Source organism: Arthrobacter sp. B6, from assembly GCF_001663775.1.
Taxonomy (GTDB): Bacteria; Actinomycetota; Actinomycetes; order Actinomycetales; family Micrococcaceae; genus Arthrobacter.
This window is the reverse complement of record NZ_KV467168.1, coordinates 937,480-954,389: the sequence shown is the minus strand read 5'-3', so window position 1 is coordinate 954,389 and position 16,910 is coordinate 937,480. Positions and strand designations below refer to the sequence as shown.

Below are 16,910 nucleotides of genomic sequence, written 5' to 3'. Positions count from 1 at the left end.
GCGCCACCATGATCAGGGAATTCAGGTTACCGGACCTTGGCGAAGGCCTGACCGAGTCCGAAATCCTCAGCTGGAAGGTCGGGGTGGGGGACACCGTCAGCCTCAACCAGGTCATTGCCGAGGTGGAAACCGCCAAGGCCGTGGTGGAGCTCCCGTCACCATTCGCCGGGGTCATCAAGGAACTTCACGAGCAGCCCGGCACAGTCGTCGAGGTTGGCAAGCCGATCGTCACCTTCGAGGTACCGGACGACGGCGCAACGGCACCTGCTGCGGATCAGCCAACCGTGGCTGCCACGACCAAGGCGGTCGCCGGAAAGAGGGAACCGAACCTCGTGGGGTACGGCGCCGTCGTCGAAAGTTCCGGCCACCCGAGCCGGCGGGCACGCAACCTGACGGTGGTTGAGCCTGGGGAGCGGTTGGGGAGAAAGACACCCGACGCCGGCACCAGGCCCGCCGAGCGCCCCCGCTCCACCCCGCCCGTGCGGAAACTCGCCAAGGACCTCGGGGTGGACCTGGCCGACGTTGCCGGAACCGGCCCCGGAGGCCTCATCAGCCGCGACGATGTGCGCAACTTCGTGGGAGGCGGCGACCTTCCGGCGGCTGCGCACCACCTGTCGGCCGTGCCTGATGGCCGCCAGGACGAACCGTCCGGGGGCGGCCAGCCGGAGCGCGAGACCCGCACCCCCATCAAGGGGGTCCGCAAGTTCACGGCAGCCGCCATGGTGGCCAGCGCATTCACCGCCCCGCACGTGACGGAGTTCCTCACGGTGGACGTCACACCCACCATGGACCTCCTCGCCAGGCTGAAGGCCAACCGGGCTTTTGCCGGGTATAAGCTCACGCCGCTGACCATCGTGGCCAAGGCCGTGCTGATTGCGCTGCGGCGGAACCCGTCCCTGAACTCCCGCTGGGACGAAGCCAGCCAGGAGATTGTCCAGTTCAACTACGTCAACCTGGGCATCGCAGCAGCAACACCGCGCGGCCTCACCGTGCCCAACATCAAGGATGCGGACACCCTGTCGCTCACCGGCCTGGCCGAAGCCCTGGCAGCGCTGGCGGAGTCGGCCCGCGCGGGAAAGACCACGCCGTCCGAGTTGTCCGGCGGAACCATCTCCATCACCAACATCGGGGTCTTCGGCATCGACGCCGGAACGCCGATCCTGAACCGCGGCGAAGCGGCCATCCTGGCCGTGGGGGCTGTCCGGAACATGCCGTGGGAGCACCAGGGGGAGGTGGCCCTGCGCCAGGTCATGACGCTGAGCCTGTCCTTTGACCACCGCCTGGTGGACGGAGAGCAGGGCTCGCGCTTCCTGGCCGACGTCGGCGCGGTCCTGGCCGATCCCGGCATGGTGCTGACGATGGTCTAACCCGTGAGTTTTTGTCCAGATACGGAGACTTAGGGACGGTCTATCCCTCCGTATCTGGACAAAAACTCCAGTCCTAAGGGGAAGCCTGGGAGACGTCCACGGTCAGGGCGGCCAGCGCCATGCTCTCCAGCAGGGGTCGGGCGGACCTGACCGCGATCTTGCGGCCATGGCTGCGCACCGAGTGCGGGGTGGAATTGATCAGGCCAAATGTCGCATGGGCCCGCATCCGCAGTTCGGCGGCGTCCGTGGCGGGGTGGAGCCGGGCGAGGACGTCCACCCACAGTTCCACGTAGTTTCGCTGCAGCGTGCGCACCTCGGACTGGTCCTTGTCGGTGAGGTTGCTGAAGTCCCGGTCCTGCACCCGGATCACATCGGGCTTGCCCAAGGCGAAATCCACCTGGAAGGCGACCAGCCGCCGGAGCGCCGCGAGCGGATCCGTGGTTTCGGCGACGACCCTCAGTCCACCCTTCAGCAGTTCCCGGCTGACGGTGACCAGCAGATCGCCCAGTACGGCCTGTTTGCCCCGGAAATGGCGGTAGACGGCCGGACCGCTGACTCCTGCCGCGGCGCCAAGGTCCTCCAGGGACACGCGGTTGAACCCGTTTAAGGCGAACAGCGAGGCGGCAGCGGTCAGCAGCGCCTGGCGCCGCAGCTCCTTGGCCTGGCTGCGCTGGGTTCCTGGAGCAGCCTGCGCTGCGGGACTTCCCTTGAGTGCGGCAGGGCCGTTGGACGCTGGAACGGATGGGGTGGACGGGGCGTTCCGGGCTGGCTGCGCTGGCCGGGTAGTGGGCACATTTCCTCCTAGGACCAGAAAATTCTAACAACGCCGCACTGTGTTGGACATCACAGTTAATAGGGGCTAGCCTAATCTCAGTTACAGATGACTAACCGAGTTGACCATTGTGGTTCTCGCAAGGTGTCACTTACCAGAACAGGAACAGACCAGTCGATGGAGACCCTCGCCAGCCGGCTTGACGCCGGGAGCGATGCCTTTGCGGCCAACAAACAGGCACAGCTCGCGCTCGCCGCGGAGCTTCGTTCCAGGCTTGCTGAAGCTGCACTGGGCGGACCGGAAAAGTCACGGGAACGCCACGTGGCCCGGGGCAAGCTCCTCCCACGCGAACGCATCGACCAGCTCCTGGATGACGGCAGCCCGTTCCTGGAAATAGCGCCGTTGGCGGCCAACGGGATGTACAACGATGAGTCGCCCGGCGCCGGGGTCATCGCCGGGATCGGCCTGGTCCATGGCCGCCAGGTCCTGGTGATCTCCAACGATGCCACCGTCAAGGGAGGCACGTACTACCCGATGACCGTGAAGAAGCATCTTCGGGCCCAGGAAATCGCGCTCGAGAACCGGCTGCCCTGCATCTACCTGGTGGACTCGGGCGGAGCATTCCTGCCGAAGCAGGACGAGGTCTTCCCGGACAGGGAGCACTTCGGCCGGATCTTCTACAACCAGGCCAGGCTGTCCGCGGCCAAAATCCCGCAGATCTCGTCCGTCATGGGCTCCTGCACCGCCGGCGGCGCCTACGTCCCGGCCATGAGCGATGAAACCGTGATCGTCCGGAACCAGGGCACCATCTTCCTGGGCGGTCCGCCACTGGTGAAGGCCGCCATCGGCGAAATCGTCACCGCGGAGGAGCTGGGCGGCGGCGAGGTCCACTCGAGGATTTCGGGCGTCACCGACCATCTGGCTGAGAACGATGAACACGCCCTGCAGATCATCCGCGACATCGTGGCCACGCTGCCGAAGCCGGCCGCCCCCGCGTGGGACGTGGACGCCGCCGTCGAACCTGTTGCCGACCCCGCCGGGCTCTATGGTGCGGTCCCCACGGACGTCAACGCGCAGTACGACGTCCGCGAGGTGATAGCCCGCCTCGTTGACGGCAGCCGGTTCCACGAGTTCAAGAAGGAATACGGCGCCACGCTGGTCACCGGCTTCGCCAGGCTGCACGGGCATCCTGTGGGGATCGTGGCCAACAATGGCGTGCTTTTCAGCGAGTCCTCGCTCAAGGGCGCACACTTCATCGAACTGTGCGACCAGCGCGGAATTCCCCTGGTCTTCCTCCAGAACATTTCCGGGTTCATGGTAGGCAAGGACTCGGAGCAGGGCGGCATCGCCAAGAACGGCGCGAAGATGGTCACGGCGGTAGCAACAGCCCGGGTGCCGAAGCTGACGGTCGTCATCGGCGGGTCCTTCGGTGCGGGAAACTACTCCATGTGCGGCCGTGCCTACTCGCCGCGTTTCCTCTGGATGTGGCCGGCCAGCCGGATCTCCGTCATGGGCGGAAACCAGGCGTCCAGCGTGCTTGCCACCGTGAAGCGGGACCAGTACGAAGCCCGCGGCGAGGATTGGTCCGCCGAGGACGAGGAAGCGTTCAAGGCCCCCATCAGGCAGCAGTACGAGGACCAGGGAAGCCCCTACTACTCCACGGCCCGCCTCTGGGATGACGGCGTGATCGATCCCGCGGACACCCGCACCGTCCTGGGACTGGCGCTTGACGTCGTCTCCCGCACCCCACTGCCGGAGACCTCCTTCGGCCTTTTCCGGATGTGAGCCAGCAATGACTTTTCCTTCGCCGACTGCGCCTTCACCGATCACCACAACGGGTCCCGGGAAGGCCCTCTTCGGTACCGTCCTGGTCGCCAACCGCGGGGAGATCGCCTGCCGTGTGATCCGCACCCTGCGGGCCCTGGGTATCCGTTCCGTGGCCGTCTACAGCGATGCCGACGCCGGGGCCCGGCACGTGAGCGAGGCGGACCGTGCCGTACGGATCGGCCCGGCCCCGGCGGCCGAGAGCTACCTGAGCATCGAAGCGATCGTCCAGGCCTGCCGCGACACGGGTGCAGAGGCCGTCCACCCCGGGTACGGCTTCCTCAGCGAAAACGTGGACTTTGCCCGCGCGCTCGAAGCGGCCGGCATCACCTTCATCGGTCCTGGCGTCGAGTCGCTGAACATCATGGGGGACAAAATCCGGTCCAAGAACCACGTGGCGGGCTACGGCGTTCCCGTGGTGCCCGGCATTGCCGAGCCGGGCATGACGGACGCGCAGCTCATCGAGGCCGCGGACGCCGTCGGATTCCCGCTGCTCATCAAGCCTTCCGCCGGCGGCGGAGGGAAGGGCATGCACGTGGTGGAGCGGGCCGGGGAGCTTGGGCCCACCCTGGCAACGGCGCGCCGTGTCGCGGCCAGCGCCTTCGGCGACGACACACTCTTCCTGGAGCGGCTGGTGCGCGCCCCCCGGCACATTGAGGTCCAGGTCCTGGCTGACAACCACGGCAACGTGATCCACCTGGGCGAGCGTGAGTGCTCGCTGCAGCGCCGCCACCAGAAGGTGATCGAGGAAGCGCCGTCGCCGTTGCTAAATTCATTGAACGACGGCGGAGCCACCCGGTCGCGGATCGGCGAAGCTGCCTGCCAGGCGGCCAGGAGCGTCCACTACAGCGGCGCGGGAACGGTGGAATTCCTCGTCTCCGACGACGCCCCGGACGAGTTCTTCTTTATGGAGATGAACACGCGGCTCCAGGTGGAGCACCCGGTCACCGAAATGGTCACCGGCGCCGACCTGGTCGAATGGCAGGTGCGCATCGCCGCCGGCGAGGAACTGACCCTCCGGCAGGCCGACGTCGAACTCCATGGCCACGCCGTCGAAGCCCGCGTCTACGCGGAAATTCCGGAGCGGAACTTCCTGCCCTCCACAGGAACCGTCCTCCTGCTTGACGAGCTTCCCGGGCCCGCGCAACGGCCAGGCGCACCGTCCCGCAGTGAGGTGCCTGCCGGGGGTGGCCGCGTCCGCGTTGATTCGTCCCTGCGCGAGGGACTGGAGCTCTCTTCGAACTACGACCCCATGATGTCCAAGGTCATCGCGTGGGGCGAGGACCGCACCGCTGCCCTGGACACCCTGGATGAAGCGCTCGCCGGGTACACCGCCCTTGGCCTGGACACCAACGTTGAGTACCTGCGGCTGCTCATCAACGACGCCGATGTCCGGGCCGGACGCCTGGACACCGGCCTGATCGAGCGGAAACTGCCGGGCTTCGCATTCCGGCACGTGGAGGACGCAGAGCTGGTGGCCGCAGCCCTGTATGCCTTGTCGAGGGAAGAACAGGACGCGGCGGAAACGCCGTCGGGTCCGTGGCAGGCCCGCAACGGCTGGCGGCTGGGAGCGCCGTCGCCGCGGCCCATCAGCCTGGGAACGCCCGACGGCGGCATCGCAACTGTCCGCGTGTCCGGCGGCAGGGTTCTTGATGGGCCCGTCATGGTGACCGTGAACAACGGGCCGGAGCGCAGCGCGTCACTTCAGTTCCGCTCCCGGCGGGACGCCGTGCTGACTCTCAACGGGGAGGCCGGAGGCTATTCGTTCGCGCCGGTTTACCGCGGTCCGGTGACGCCCACGTGGGACAACCCGACGCCCGCATGGCCCACGGAACTCTTCCTGGGAAACGGCGGCTGGTCCTGCCGGCTTGACGTGCTGACGCGGGAGTCGAAGCTCGCCCGGGTCCTCGCCGCCATCCAGCGTGAAGTAGGCGCAGCTGACCCCCAGGTCCGCTCGCCCATGCCAGGCACGGTGGTGTCCGTGGCCGTCAGCAACGGCGACACCGTAGAAGCGGGCCAGCTGCTCCTCTCCGTGGAAGCCATGAAGATGGAGCACCAGCTGCTGGCGGAGGTGGCAGGCACGGTCCACATCAGCGTCACGGCCGGTCAGCCCGTCAAGGCGGACCAGGTGCTGGCCACCATCCACGCCGAGGCCCACACCATCCAAGACCCACCCAACCGAGGCGAGGGAGCCTAGCCATGCCGGATTTTGAACTCAGCGAGGAATACCAGGACCTCAGCAACACCGTACGGAACTTCGCGGACAACGTGGTGGCCCCTGTGTCCGCCAAGCACGACGAAGCCCACACCTTCCCCTACGAGGTGGTGTCCCAGATGGCGGACATGGGCCTGTTCGGGCTGCCCTTCCCGGAGGAGTACGGCGGGATGGGCGGGGACTACTTCGCCCTGGCGCTCGCCCTCGAGCAGTTGGGCCGGGTGGACCAGTCAGTGGCCATCACGCTGGAAGCAGGCGTCTCGTTGGGCGCCATGCCCATTTACCGGTTCGGCACCGAGGCGCAGAAGGAGGAATGGCTGCCGATGCTGGCCTCGGGCGAGGCGCTCGCAGGCTTCGGACTCACGGAGCCGGAGGCCGGCTCTGACGCCGGTGGCACCAAGACCCACGCACGCCGGGAGCGTGTCGGAGACAAGAACATGTGGGTCATCAACGGCAACAAGGAGTTCATCACCAACTCCGGCACGGACATCACGCGCCTGGTCACGGTCACCGCGGTGACGGGCCAGCAGGAACGCAACGACGGGAGCATCAGGAAAGAGATCTCCACCATCCTGGTGCCCACCAACACGCCCGGGTTCACAGCGGAACGGGCCTACAACAAGGTGGGCTGGAACGCCTCTGACACGCATCCCCTCACGCTGAAGGACGTCCGTGTGCCGGAGGAAAACCTGCTCGGCGAAGAGGGGCGGGGCTATGCAAACTTCCTCTCCATCCTGGACGAGGGCCGCATCGCCATCGCCGCCCTGGCGACGGGAGCGGCCCAGGGCTGTGTGGATTTGTCGGTGAAGTACGCGAAGGAACGCACCGCGTTCGGCCATAACATCGGCAAGCACCAGGCCATCGCGTTCAAGATCGCCCGTATGCAGGCCCGTGCGCATACTGCACGCCTGGCCTACTACGACGCCGCCGCACGGATGCTCGCCGGCAAGCCATTCAAGACGCAGGCGGCCATCGCTAAGATGGTCGCAGGCGAGGCAGCCATGGACAACGCGCGGGATGCCACCCAGGTATTCGGCGGCTATGGCTTCATCAACGAATTCACCGTGGCGCGCCACTACCGCGACTCCAAGATCCTTGAAGTGGGGGAGGGCACCACGGAGGTCCAGCTGATGCTGATCGCCCGCGAACTCGGACTGTAGCCGGCCGGAGAGGGTCACTGATGATTAACAAGGTTGTTGCCAGCGCCGAGGACGCCATAGCGGACATCCCCGACGGCGCCTCCCTCGCGGTGGGAGGGTTCGGCCTGTGCGGAATCCCGGTGGCCCTGATCGATGCCCTGCACCGGCGCGGCACCAAGGACCTGGAGACGGTGAGCAACAACTGCGGCGTGGACGACTGGGGGTTGGGCGTCCTCCTCCGTGATGGCAGGATCCGGCGGACCATCAGTTCCTACGTCGGAGAAAACAAGGAGTTCGCACGCCAGTACCTTGCCGGTGAACTGGAAGTCGTGCTGACTCCGCAGGGAACACTCGCGGAGAAACTCCGGGCGGGCGGCGCAGGGATCCCCGCCTTTTACACCAAGGCGGGAGTGGGCACGCAGGTGTCCGACGGCGGCCTGCCGCAGAAGTACTACGCCGACGGCGGCATCGCCATCGCCTCCGCCGCCAAGGAAGTCCGCCCCTTCAACGGCGTCGATTACGTTTTGGAGGAGTCGCTGACTCCCGACTTTGGCCTGGTTCACGCGTGGAAGGGCGACCGCCACGGGAACCTCGTCTTCCATGCCACGGCCATGAACTTCAATCCGCTCTGTGCCATGGCGGGCCGGATCACCATCGCCGAGGTGGAGGAGCTGGTGGAACCGGGCGAGCTGGATCCGGAGCACGTCCACACCCCCGGGATCTTCGTCCAGCGGGTGGTGGTTGTTCCGGCCGGCGAGAAGCGGATTGAAAAGCGGACGGTGGCCCTCGCCGCCCCGGCGGCCGCCGGGGCAGCTGCCGGATCCGAAGCGGCAACTGAACAGGCAGGAGCGTAGCCATGGAATCCAACAGGCCCCAGGGAGCGCCTCCCCGCCCCGAAGCCGTCCGCCCCGAATACCGGCGTGCCGCCGTCGGCCATCCGGACGGCACCTCCCCGGAGACCAAGGGATGGACCCGCAACGAACTGGCCGCCCGCGTTGCCCGGGAGCTCAGCAACGGGCAGTACGTCAACCTCGGGATCGGCATGCCCACGCTCATCCCGAACTACATCCCGGCCGGTGTGGAAGTGGTGCTGCACTCGGAGAACGGGATCCTGGGCGTGGGGCCGTACCCCACCGAGGAGGCCGTCGACCCCGACCTCATCAATGCCGGCAAGGAAACCGTTACCGTCAATAAGGGCGCTGCGTTTTTTGATTCGTCCACGTCGTTCGGCATGATCCGCGGCGGACACGTCGATGTTGCCGTGCTTGGCGCCATGGAAGTGGCACAGAACGGCGACCTCGCCAACTGGATGATCCCGGGCAAGATGGTCAAGGGCATGGGCGGAGCGATGGACCTGGTATTCGGCGCCAAAAAGGTGATTGTGATGATGGAGCACGTGGACCGCAGCGGCCGGCCCAAAATCGTGGAGCAGTGCTCGCTGCCGCTGACCGGCAAGGCCTGCGTGGACCGGATCATCACCGACCTCGCAGTGATCGACGTTGTCACCGAGGGCGGGTCATCCCGGCTGGTGCTGCGCGAACTGGCCCCTAATGTGTCCGCTGAGGAAGTGGCTGCGGCCACAGGAGCTGAAATCTTCGAAGAGGACCAGGAACTCACCGTATGACGGCGGACAATTCCCACGCCGGTGAACAGCGTATCGGTGAACAGCGCGTCATTGAACAGCGTGGCCTGTACTTCGACGAACTCGAAGAGGGCGTGCTGTATGCCCACAGGCCGGGCCGTACCGTGACGGAAGCGGACAACGTCCTGTTCACCACCCTGACCATGAACACCCAGGCCCTGCATCTTGACGCTGCGTGGAGCGCGGGCCAGCCGTTTGGCCAGCGGCTGGTCAACTCCATGTTTACGCTATCCACGGTAGTGGGGCAGTCGGTGTCGCAGCTGACCCAGGGCACCATCATCGCCCAGTTGGGCCTGACCGATGTGTCCTTTCCGCACCCGCTGTACCACGGCGACACCCTCTACACGGAGACAGTAATCACCGCGAAGCGGCTCTCCGGCTCCCGCCCCGGCCAGGGGATTGCCACCATGCAGCACACGGGCCGCAACCAGGACGGCACCGTGGTGGCGCTGGCCACGCGAAGCTGCCTCATGTGGACGCGGGAGGCGCACGCCGGGCAGCAAACCGGGAGCCAAAAGGGCACAATGGCTGTATGACCTTTGTGATGGGGCCAGCCCTCCTCTTTTGCCCTGCCGACCGGCCCGAACGCTTCCAAAAAGCCTCTGAACGTGCAGATGCCGTCATCCTTGACCTTGAGGATGCGGTGGCGCCCGCGGACAAACAAAGGGCCCGCGGCGCCATCCTGGCCCAGTTGGGTGCCGGCGGTGAAACGCCCGAACTGGACCCGAGCCGGACCATCGTCCGGATCAATCCCGCCGGCACCGAGGAATTCGAGAAGGACCTGCACTGCCTGGCGCATACGCCGTACCGCACTGTGATGCTGGCCAAGGCGGAGAGCGCCGAACAGCTCGCAACTCTTGAGGACTTCCACGTGATCGCGCTCTGCGAAACGGCGGCCGGCGTCCTGAACGCCCCCGCCATCGCCGCCGCACCGAACGTTGTGGCCCTGATGTGGGGCGCTGAGGACCTGCTCGCGTCCTTGGGAGGAACGTCCAGCAGGAAGGACGACGGCGGCTACCGCGCCGTTGCGCTGCATGCCCGGTCCAGCGTCCTCCTTGCCGCGGGCGCGTTCGGAAAGGCCGCCGTGGACGCCGTGTACGTCAACATCCCGGACTTGGAGGGGCTGGCCGTGGAGGCTGCCGATGCCGTGGCGTCCGGATTCGGCTCCAAGGCCTGCATCCACCCCACCCAGGCGGCTGTTGTCCGCGGCGCCTATGCCCCGTCCGAGGCCGACGTTTCCGCTGCGACACAGCTGCTGCAGGCGGCAGCCTCCGCCGGGTCGGGCGTCTTCCAGTACAACGGCAAAATGATCGACGGCCCCATCCTCAAGCACGCCGAAGCCACGATTCGCCGGGCAGGGATCCACAGCTAGGCCTTGCCCTCCGGCCGCCCGCAGGCCCAGCCTGCCTGCCGCCCGCACAACCTGCCGGCCGGATTAGCCTGCCGGCCGGCGCCCCGGCGTCCGACGCAGCGACAACGGCGGAATAGCCTCATAAAGCGGCGTCCGGATCCAGCGTTCACCGGTGTCACGGAACTCCGCCCGGGTGGCGAAGCGGTACAGGTAGCTCCGCGCGCGCACCCAACGGGGCCGGCCGCCGTCGAACGGGTCATGGCGGAGCAGCCGCAGCACCTGCGGGTCCGCTTCCAGCAGCTTGGTGAGGAAGGCATAGAACCATTCCTCATGGACTGAGCGGAGCGGCAGGAACCACATCAGCCAGTCCAGCCGCAGGTGGTAGGGCGCCCACTGGCGCGGCAGCCGGCGCACGTCCCCCGGCTTGCCCTTGAAACCATATTCCCGCCAGTCGGCGGACCCGTCCGGATCCTCATCCGCCGTACCCTCAACAACGATCTCGATCCGCTGCTTGGTGACCGTGCCGAAGGCGCCATAGGTGTTGACAAGCTGCCAGCGGTTGAAGCTCGCGTTCATCAGCTGCCGCCTGGAGAACAGGTTGCGCACCGGCCAGTAGCTCAGCACCACCAGCAGGAGCGCGGCGGCGAGGGTGATAACCAGCCACCACACCGGCGTCTCCCCGCCCCCTGCGGTGCCGGCGTGCCAGTCCAGGGGCAGGAAGGGCAGCACTGCGTGGGCCACAGGGTCGCTGACGGCGGCGAAGGCCAGCACGATGGCGATCCAGTTCAGCCACGCGAAATTGCCGCTGGCCACGAGCCACAGCTGCGTGAAGATGATGATGCCCGCGGCGGCGCTGGCCACCGGCTGCGGTGCGAAAAGGAAAAACGGCACCACGAGCTGCGCGAAGTGGTTCCCCAGGACCTCCAGCCGGTGGAACGGCCTGGGCAGCAAATGCGCCTGCCGGCTGAGGGGGCCCGGCATCGGCTGGGTTTCGTGGTGGTAGTAGAGCGCCGTCAGGTCGCGCCATTCCCGGCCGCCTCGGATCTTGATCATCCCCGCCCCGAACTCCAGGCGGAACACCAGCCAGGCCACCAGAATGATGATCGCCCGGGGCGGGTCAGTCTGGTCCGACCCGAGGAAGGCAACGGTGAAGCCGGCCTCCAAAAGCAGTATTTCCCAGCCGAAGCCATAAAACGTCTGGCCCACGTTGACGATGGACATGTACAGGAGCCACAGGGCCAGGAAGGCGACCAGCGGCAGCCACGGCGGGCCCAGCTGGGGGAGCCCGGCGACCAGGAGGGCCGCGATCAGCATTCCCGCCGCGCAGACCGCGCGCAGCAGACCGTCCGAATACCGCCAGCGAAAGAGCGTGGGCCGCCTGCGGGCACTGAATCCCTCAAGGTAATCGGGAACCGGCAGCAGCCCGCGCTCACCCAGCAGCGCGGGGAACTGGTTGAAAGAGGAGAGGAACGCAACGAAAAACAGTGCTGCGACGCCGCGCTGCAGCACCTGCCGGGCGAATTCGTACTCAGGCGCACCGAACCAGGAAACCCAGTCCACGGTGTCCACGTTACGCCGCCCCTCGCCCTCCGCCCACTAGGATCGGATGGTGTTTGCACTGGTGCTTATTGCCGTCGTTGCAGGGGCACTGGCCCAGCGGCTGGCGGGCCTCGGCTTCGGCCTGCTCGTGTCTCCGGTCCTGGTGGTCCTTCTGGGACCCTTCGACGGCGTGATGATCATCAACCTGTGCGGCGCGGCATCCTCCCTCCTGATACTGTCCCGGGTCTGGCGGCACGTTCAGTGGCGGCGCTACTTCGGTCTCGCGCTCGCCGCCGTCGCAGGGGTGGTGCCGGGTGCCTGGCTCGCCAGCAACGTGCCGGAAGCGCCCCTGGAGATCTGCATCGGCGTTCTGCTTATCATCGCCCTGCTGGCATCGCAGCGGCTGACCCGCAGCTCATGGCGCGCGAGCGGTCCGGTCCCCATGGTGTCCCTCGGCTTTTCCAGCGGACTGATGAACGCGGCAGCCGGGGTGGGCGGACCTGCGATTACCGCCTACGCCATCGCCACGCGCTGGGACCAGAAGAGTTTCAGCGCCACCCTGCAGCCCTATTTCGTCACCACGGGGCTGGCGTCCCTGGTGAGCAAATACGTGCTGTCCGGCGGGCACCTTCCTGGACTGGAGGGATGGCAGTGGCTCAGCATCCTCGCTGCCATGGTGGCCGGAATCGTTGCCGGAGATTTGTTGTCCGGCAAGGTCAAGCCGGCCTCCGTCCGGCGGATCGTGGTGGCCATCGCCTACCTTGGAGCCGTGTCCACCTTGACCAAGGGTTTCGTGGAGCTGGCGACGGGCTGACCTGGCTGCCGGTTCCGGTGCGGGATACTTAAGCAATGCAGCCTCGCAGAATCGTCCTCCTCGGATCCACCGGTTCCATCGGCACGCAGGCGATTGACGTCGTCGACGGCGCCCCGCACCTGTTCGAGGTGGTGGCACTCAGCGCCGGGGGCGGCAACCTGGAGCTACTGGCCCGCCAGGCGGTCCATACGGGGGCAGCTGCCGTGGGCATCGCGTCGGGCGACGCCAAGCAACTGGAAAACCTGATCGCCGATGCCGCCCGCCGCGCCGGACGGCAAGGCTACCGCCCGGAGATCATCTGCGGCCCCGATGCCTCCACCCGGATCGCCGAAATCCCCGCCGATGTGGTGCTCAACGGCATCACGGGCTCCATTGGGCTCGCCCCAACGCTGGCGGCCCTGAAATCAGGAGCCACGCTGGCACTGGCCAACAAGGAATCCCTGATTGTTGGTGGAGCCCTGGTCAAGGCAGCAGCCCGCGAAGGACAGATCGTACCGGTGGACTCCGAACATTCGGCCATTGCCCAGTGCCTTCGCTCCGGCTCCGCCAACGAAGTGGACAAGCTGATCCTGACGGCCTCCGGCGGACCCTTCAGGGGCCGGACCAGGGAACAGCTCCACAGCGTTTCACCCCGGGAGGCGCTGGCCCACCCCACTTGGGACATGGGGCTGATGGTCACCACAAACTCGGCAACCCTGGTCAACAAAGGCCTTGAGGTCATCGAGGCCCACCTGCTCTTCGACATCCCGCTGGACAGGATCGATGTTGTGGTTCATCCGCAGTCCGTGGTGCATTCCATGGTCCAGTTTGTCGACGGTTCCATCATCGCCCAGGCGTCACCCCCGGACATGCGCCTGCCCATTGCGCTGGGGCTGGGCTGGCCAGACAGGGTGCCCAAGGCTGCGTCCCCTTGCGACTGGTCCCGGGCCACCAGCTGGAGCTTCGAGCCGCTGGACTCCCGGGCGTTCCCGGCAGTGGACCTCGCCAAGGACGCAGCCAGGCAGGGAAGCACCTTCCCGGCTGTATTCAACGCCGCCAACGAAGAAGCCGTCAACGCCTTCCATCAGGGCTCCATCCGGTTCACGGACATCGTGGACACCATCGCTGCCGTACTCAGCGAACACCCAGGATCCTCCGGGCTGACAGTGGAGTCGGTGCTGGAAGCTGAAGGCTGGGCACGGGCGCGGGCCCACGAACGTTTAGCAGTCAGCAGTCTCTAGGAAGCAGTAGATCCACCCATGAGTCCAGTACTCCTCTTTATCCTCGGTGTCGTGTTTGTGGCGATCGGCATTGCCGCGTCCATTGCGCTGCACGAAGTCGGCCACCTGGCGCCGGCAAAGCTGTTCAAGGTACGTGTCACCAAGTACATGATCGGTTTCGGCCCCACCCTGTGGTCAAAGCGCAGGGGCGAAACCGAGTATGGGGTCAAGGCCATTCCCCTGGGCGGCTACGTCTCCATGATCGGCATGTACCCGCCGAACAAGGAAGACGGAACAGTCAGGCCATCGAGCACCGGAATGTTCCAGACGCTGGCCACCGAGGCGCGGTCCCTGGCCCACGAGGAGGTGGGACCGGACGACGCGGACCGGGTCTTCTACCGGCTCCCGGTGTGGAAAAAAATCATCGTGATGCTCGGCGGCCCGGCGATGAACCTGCTGATCGGGGTGGCACTCACGGCTGTGCTCCTGATGGGCTTTGGCATCGCCACGCCCACCACCACGATCGCCGATGTCTCCAAATGCCAGGTCGCGGCCGGGGAGACCGTGGATCCCGCTTCCGCGGACTGCGAACTGACACCCGCTGCCGCGGCCGGGCTGCTGCCCAATGACGTTGTCACCTCCTTTGACGGTAAAGCCGTCACCAGCTGGGACCAGCTGACCGACTGGATCCGCACATCCGCCGGGAGGGAAGTCAGCATCACGGTGGAACGCGACGGCGGCCCCGTCACCACCGCCGTGACTCCCGTGCTGTCGGCCCGGCCCGTAGTCGGCGTCGACGGACGCCAGGCAAAGGACGACGCCGGCAACCTCCTATACCAGGACGTCGGCTTCCTGGGCATTGGTTCCCGGACTGAACTGGTGCCGCAGCCGGCGTCGTCCGTCCTGCCCATGGCGGGGGAGAATATCCGGCAGGTGGCCGGCGTGGTGCTGAACCTCCCTGCGCGGGTGGCCGGTGTGGCGCAGGCGGCCTTCAGCGAGGAACCGCGCGATCCCAACGGTCCCATCAGCGTGGTGGGCGTGGGGCGCGTGGCGGGAGAGATATCGGCCATGGAAGAGATCCCGCTGCAGTCCAGGCTAGGGGCTCTCGTGGGGCTGCTCGCCGGGCTGAACTTCGCCTTGGCGGTCTTCAACCTTGTTCCGCTGCTGCCGCTTGACGGCGGCCACATAGCCGGCGCGCTATATGAAGGGGCCCGCCGCCGGGTGGCCAAGCTCTTCGGCAAGCCCGATCCCGGCGCCTTTGATATTGCCAGGCTTTTGCCGGCGACCTACGTGGTGGCAGCCCTGCTGATGGGCATGAGCGCGCTCCTGATCTATGCGGATATCGTCAAGCCCATCAACCTCTTCGGCTAGGCACTCCGGGATCCTCTAGCCGTTCCTGCAATAATCAGCCATAAAAAGGTGTTTTTTAATAATCAGCTGATATTGATTGATTATCGGAATTCAGCCGTCTACGGTTAACCCATGTACGTCCTCACCATCGACCAGCGCGGCAGCAGCACCGACGCCGACCGGGTTCCTGACCTGATCTCCGAACTGGCCGGCCTGACGTCGGCGGCCTTTGAACGCTCGGTGGGGGATGAACTGCAGGGGCTGGTGGACGACCCCGCCGAGGTAGTGGACATCGCCCTGCATGCCTTGCGCAGCGGCCACTGGTACGTGGGAATCGGCGTTGGCACGGTGGTGCTTGCGCCCGGCTCAAGCCCCCGGGAGGGGACCGGAACCGGGTTTGTGGCAGCCCGCAAGGCCGTAGACCTTGCCAAGACATCGGCGGGCCAGGTCCCGTTGTCGGTGGTGTCCGGCAGTATTGGCCGGGCAGCGGAGGTACCGCAGCATGCCCGGGAGGGAGCCGTGGCCTGCGCCAACGCCGAGGGGGTGCTCCGCCTGATTGGCCGCCTGATCCAGGGACGGACCGCCGCCCAATGGCGGGTGGTCGACAGGCTCCGCCTTCTGCAGGACGGCGGGGGCAGGCATGGCAGCCAGAAGCGGGTGGCCAGGGAGTTGGGAATTACGGAACAGTCGGTGAGCCGCGCCGTGCTCAGGTCCGGATGGCAGGAAGAATGGGCGGCCAGGCCTGCCGCGGCAATGCTCCTGGCGCACGCTCATTCCCAGATAGAAGGAGACCGGTGAACGCACTCTGGATAACGGCGGCCCTGCTGGTGGCCGGATTCGGCGGCTGGCCGCTGACTGCCCTCGTCTTCCGGCTGGCCAGGACCATTGACGATAAGGCGGATGCGGCCAGGGCCGCGCACCATGCTGACGAGGACCCGTCAGCCGACGTCACCGTGGACATCTTTCGGGCAGCCCCGCAGGCCGGGCAGGGGCAAACGGTGGACGGCGAGCTGACCGCGGGTGGCGGCAGGCCGCCGTCGGACGTTCACTACCCGGCAGCGGCGGTTCCTGCGCAGCGGATCCTTCGCGGCGGGGCAATCATCGGCGTGCTGGAACGCCTGGCGGTCTGCCTGGCCATCCTGACCGCGCAGCCTGTGGCCATTGCCTACGTTGTGGCCATCAAAGGACTGGGGAGGTTCGCCGAGCTGAAGGAAACGCCGGTGGCAGCGGAGCGGTTCATTATCGGGACGCTCACGTCCATGCTCTGGGCGGCCGGGGTTGCGGCCACCGTCAAAGTGCTGTTTCTGTCCTGAGCAGGGGACCTGGCATGCGCCCTTGGCGGGCTTGTCCGGATCGGCGCAGGCCCGCCGCTGGGGATAGGGTGTCCTTATGACTGTTTTTGCTGTTGAGTACGTTTACGCTGCCGATTCCTCTGCCGCCCGCGATGAAAGCCGCCCCGCACACCGGGCCTGGCTGGCCACGCTGGCCGAGGACGGCCGGCTCCTGGCCAGCGGACCCTATGGTGACGGCGCCGGTGCCCTGCTGATCTTCAAGGTCCAGGACGAGGCGGAGCTGAACGACCTGCTCAAGCAGGATCCCTTCGCGCTGGCCGGTGTCATCGCAGGGATCCGGACTACCGAATGGACTCCGGTGATCGGCATCCTTGCCGCCCACGCGTCCTAATATCTGACCCCCTCC

At 66.5% G+C, this 16,910-nt stretch carries 16 protein-coding genes; 14 read left to right on the top strand and 2 right to left on the bottom strand.

Going from position 1 to position 16,910, the window contains the following annotated elements; genetic code table 11:
* Positions 1-8: 8 nt before the first annotated feature.
* Positions 9-1,367 carry a dihydrolipoamide acetyltransferase family protein gene (locus AU175_RS04090; RefSeq protein WP_082979192.1) on the top strand — a complete coding sequence of 453 codons (1,359 nt, stop codon included), beginning with the start codon at positions 9-11 and terminating at the stop codon, positions 1,365-1,367.
* Positions 1,368-1,440: 73 nt separating this feature from the next.
* On the opposite strand, the gene AU175_RS04085 is transcribed toward AU175_RS04090, so the two are convergent.
* Positions 1,441-2,019 (bottom strand): SACE_7040 family transcriptional regulator, encoded by a 579-nt coding sequence (locus AU175_RS04085; RefSeq protein WP_231938594.1) that lies wholly within the window; start codon positions 2,017-2,019, stop codon positions 1,441-1,443.
* A 297-nt stretch (positions 2,020-2,316) separates the two neighbouring features.
* On the opposite strand from AU175_RS04085, the gene AU175_RS04080 reads away from it, so the two are divergent.
* From AU175_RS04080 to AU175_RS04050, 7 genes are read left to right on the top strand one after another with little or no spacing between them, the layout of a single operon-like run.
* Positions 2,317-3,924: a carboxyl transferase domain-containing protein gene (locus AU175_RS04080; RefSeq protein WP_066286055.1), complete on the top strand. Its 1,608-nt coding sequence runs from the start codon at positions 2,317-2,319 to the stop codon at positions 3,922-3,924.
* 7 nt (positions 3,925-3,931) lie between these two features.
* A complete protein-coding gene (locus AU175_RS04075) occupies positions 3,932-6,160 on the top strand; it encodes an acetyl/propionyl/methylcrotonyl-CoA carboxylase subunit alpha (protein ID WP_066286053.1) in 2,229 nt (742 codons plus the stop codon).
* A gap of 2 nt (positions 6,161-6,162) precedes the next feature.
* On the top strand, positions 6,163-7,338 hold the full coding sequence (locus tag AU175_RS04070; RefSeq protein WP_066286049.1) for an acyl-CoA dehydrogenase family protein: 1,176 nt from the start codon (positions 6,163-6,165) through the stop codon (positions 7,336-7,338).
* Positions 7,339-7,358: 20 nt separating this feature from the next.
* Positions 7,359-8,171, top strand: coding sequence for a CoA transferase subunit A (locus tag AU175_RS04065; protein WP_066286047.1), 813 nt, complete (start codon positions 7,359-7,361; stop codon positions 8,169-8,171).
* Positions 8,172-8,173: 2 nt separating this feature from the next.
* Positions 8,174-8,941, top strand: coding sequence for a CoA transferase subunit B (locus tag AU175_RS04060; RefSeq protein ID WP_066286046.1), 768 nt, complete (start codon positions 8,174-8,176; stop codon positions 8,939-8,941).
* Positions 8,938-9,495: a MaoC family dehydratase gene (locus tag AU175_RS04055; protein WP_066286045.1), complete on the top strand. Its 558-nt coding sequence runs from the start codon at positions 8,938-8,940 to the stop codon at positions 9,493-9,495. The genes AU175_RS04060 and AU175_RS04055 overlap by 4 nt, the downstream gene beginning before the upstream one ends.
* A complete protein-coding gene (locus AU175_RS04050) occupies positions 9,492-10,331 on the top strand; it encodes an HpcH/HpaI aldolase/citrate lyase family protein (protein ID WP_066286044.1) in 840 nt (279 codons plus the stop codon). The genes AU175_RS04055 and AU175_RS04050 overlap by 4 nt, the downstream gene beginning before the upstream one ends.
* 63 nt (positions 10,332-10,394) lie before the next feature.
* Here AU175_RS04050 and AU175_RS04045 read toward each other — a convergent pair whose 3' ends face one another.
* Complete coding sequence (locus AU175_RS04045; RefSeq protein ID WP_066290519.1) at positions 10,395-11,870, bottom strand: lipase maturation factor family protein; 1,476 nt, start codon at positions 11,868-11,870, stop codon at positions 10,395-10,397.
* 46 nt (positions 11,871-11,916) lie between these two features.
* On the opposite strand from AU175_RS04045, the gene AU175_RS04040 reads away from it, so the two are divergent.
* The 6 genes from AU175_RS04040 to AU175_RS04015 all read left to right on the top strand — a co-directional run bounded on the left by AU175_RS04040 (position 11,917) and on the right by AU175_RS04015 (position 16,895).
* Complete coding sequence (locus tag AU175_RS04040) at positions 11,917-12,663, top strand: sulfite exporter TauE/SafE family protein (RefSeq protein ID WP_231938452.1); 747 nt, start codon at positions 11,917-11,919, stop codon at positions 12,661-12,663.
* A gap of 35 nt (positions 12,664-12,698) precedes the next feature.
* Positions 12,699-13,883: a 1-deoxy-D-xylulose-5-phosphate reductoisomerase gene (gene dxr, locus AU175_RS04035; RefSeq protein WP_066286043.1), complete on the top strand. Its 1,185-nt coding sequence runs from the start codon at positions 12,699-12,701 to the stop codon at positions 13,881-13,883.
* A gap of 18 nt (positions 13,884-13,901) precedes the next feature.
* The gene (locus AU175_RS04030; RefSeq protein ID WP_066286042.1) at positions 13,902-15,233 is read left to right on the top strand and encodes a M50 family metallopeptidase; all 1,332 of its coding nucleotides are present in this window, start codon (positions 13,902-13,904) and stop codon (positions 15,231-15,233) included.
* Between the two features lie 111 nt (positions 15,234-15,344).
* Complete coding sequence (locus AU175_RS04025) at positions 15,345-16,010, top strand: MarR family transcriptional regulator (RefSeq protein WP_066286040.1); 666 nt, start codon at positions 15,345-15,347, stop codon at positions 16,008-16,010.
* Complete coding sequence (locus AU175_RS04020; RefSeq protein ID WP_066286038.1) at positions 16,007-16,525, top strand: hypothetical protein; 519 nt, start codon at positions 16,007-16,009, stop codon at positions 16,523-16,525. Before AU175_RS04025 ends, AU175_RS04020 begins: the two co-directional genes overlap by 4 nt.
* A gap of 76 nt (positions 16,526-16,601) precedes the next feature.
* On the top strand, positions 16,602-16,895 hold the full coding sequence (locus AU175_RS04015; RefSeq protein ID WP_066286037.1) for a YciI family protein: 294 nt from the start codon (positions 16,602-16,604) through the stop codon (positions 16,893-16,895).
* Positions 16,896-16,910: the final 15 nt, after the last annotated feature.

What these genes read in the sequence shown, in the direction of transcription:
- AU175_RS04090 (WP_082979192.1), top strand. Translation starts at nt 9, where the DNA reads ATGATCAGGGAATTCAGGTTACCGGACCTTGGCGAAGGCCTGACCGAG.
- AU175_RS04080 (WP_066286055.1), top strand. Translation starts at nt 2,317, where the DNA reads ATGGAGACCCTCGCCAGCCGGCTTGACGCCGGGAGCGATGCCTTTGCG.
- AU175_RS04075 (WP_066286053.1), top strand. Translation starts at nt 3,932, where the DNA reads ATGACTTTTCCTTCGCCGACTGCGCCTTCACCGATCACCACAACGGGT.
- AU175_RS04070 (WP_066286049.1), top strand. Translation starts at nt 6,163, where the DNA reads ATGCCGGATTTTGAACTCAGCGAGGAATACCAGGACCTCAGCAACACC.
- AU175_RS04065 (WP_066286047.1), top strand. Translation starts at nt 7,359, where the DNA reads ATGATTAACAAGGTTGTTGCCAGCGCCGAGGACGCCATAGCGGACATC.
- AU175_RS04060 (WP_066286046.1), top strand. Translation starts at nt 8,174, where the DNA reads ATGGAATCCAACAGGCCCCAGGGAGCGCCTCCCCGCCCCGAAGCCGTC.
- AU175_RS04055 (WP_066286045.1), top strand. Translation starts at nt 8,938, where the DNA reads ATGACGGCGGACAATTCCCACGCCGGTGAACAGCGTATCGGTGAACAG.
- AU175_RS04050 (WP_066286044.1), top strand. Translation starts at nt 9,492, where the DNA reads ATGACCTTTGTGATGGGGCCAGCCCTCCTCTTTTGCCCTGCCGACCGG.
- AU175_RS04040 (WP_231938452.1), top strand. Translation starts at nt 11,917, where the DNA reads ATGGTGTTTGCACTGGTGCTTATTGCCGTCGTTGCAGGGGCACTGGCC.
- dxr (WP_066286043.1), top strand. Translation starts at nt 12,699, where the DNA reads ATGCAGCCTCGCAGAATCGTCCTCCTCGGATCCACCGGTTCCATCGGC.
- AU175_RS04030 (WP_066286042.1), top strand. Translation starts at nt 13,902, where the DNA reads ATGAGTCCAGTACTCCTCTTTATCCTCGGTGTCGTGTTTGTGGCGATC.
- AU175_RS04025 (WP_066286040.1), top strand. Translation starts at nt 15,345, where the DNA reads ATGTACGTCCTCACCATCGACCAGCGCGGCAGCAGCACCGACGCCGAC.
- AU175_RS04015 (WP_066286037.1), top strand. Translation starts at nt 16,602, where the DNA reads ATGACTGTTTTTGCTGTTGAGTACGTTTACGCTGCCGATTCCTCTGCC.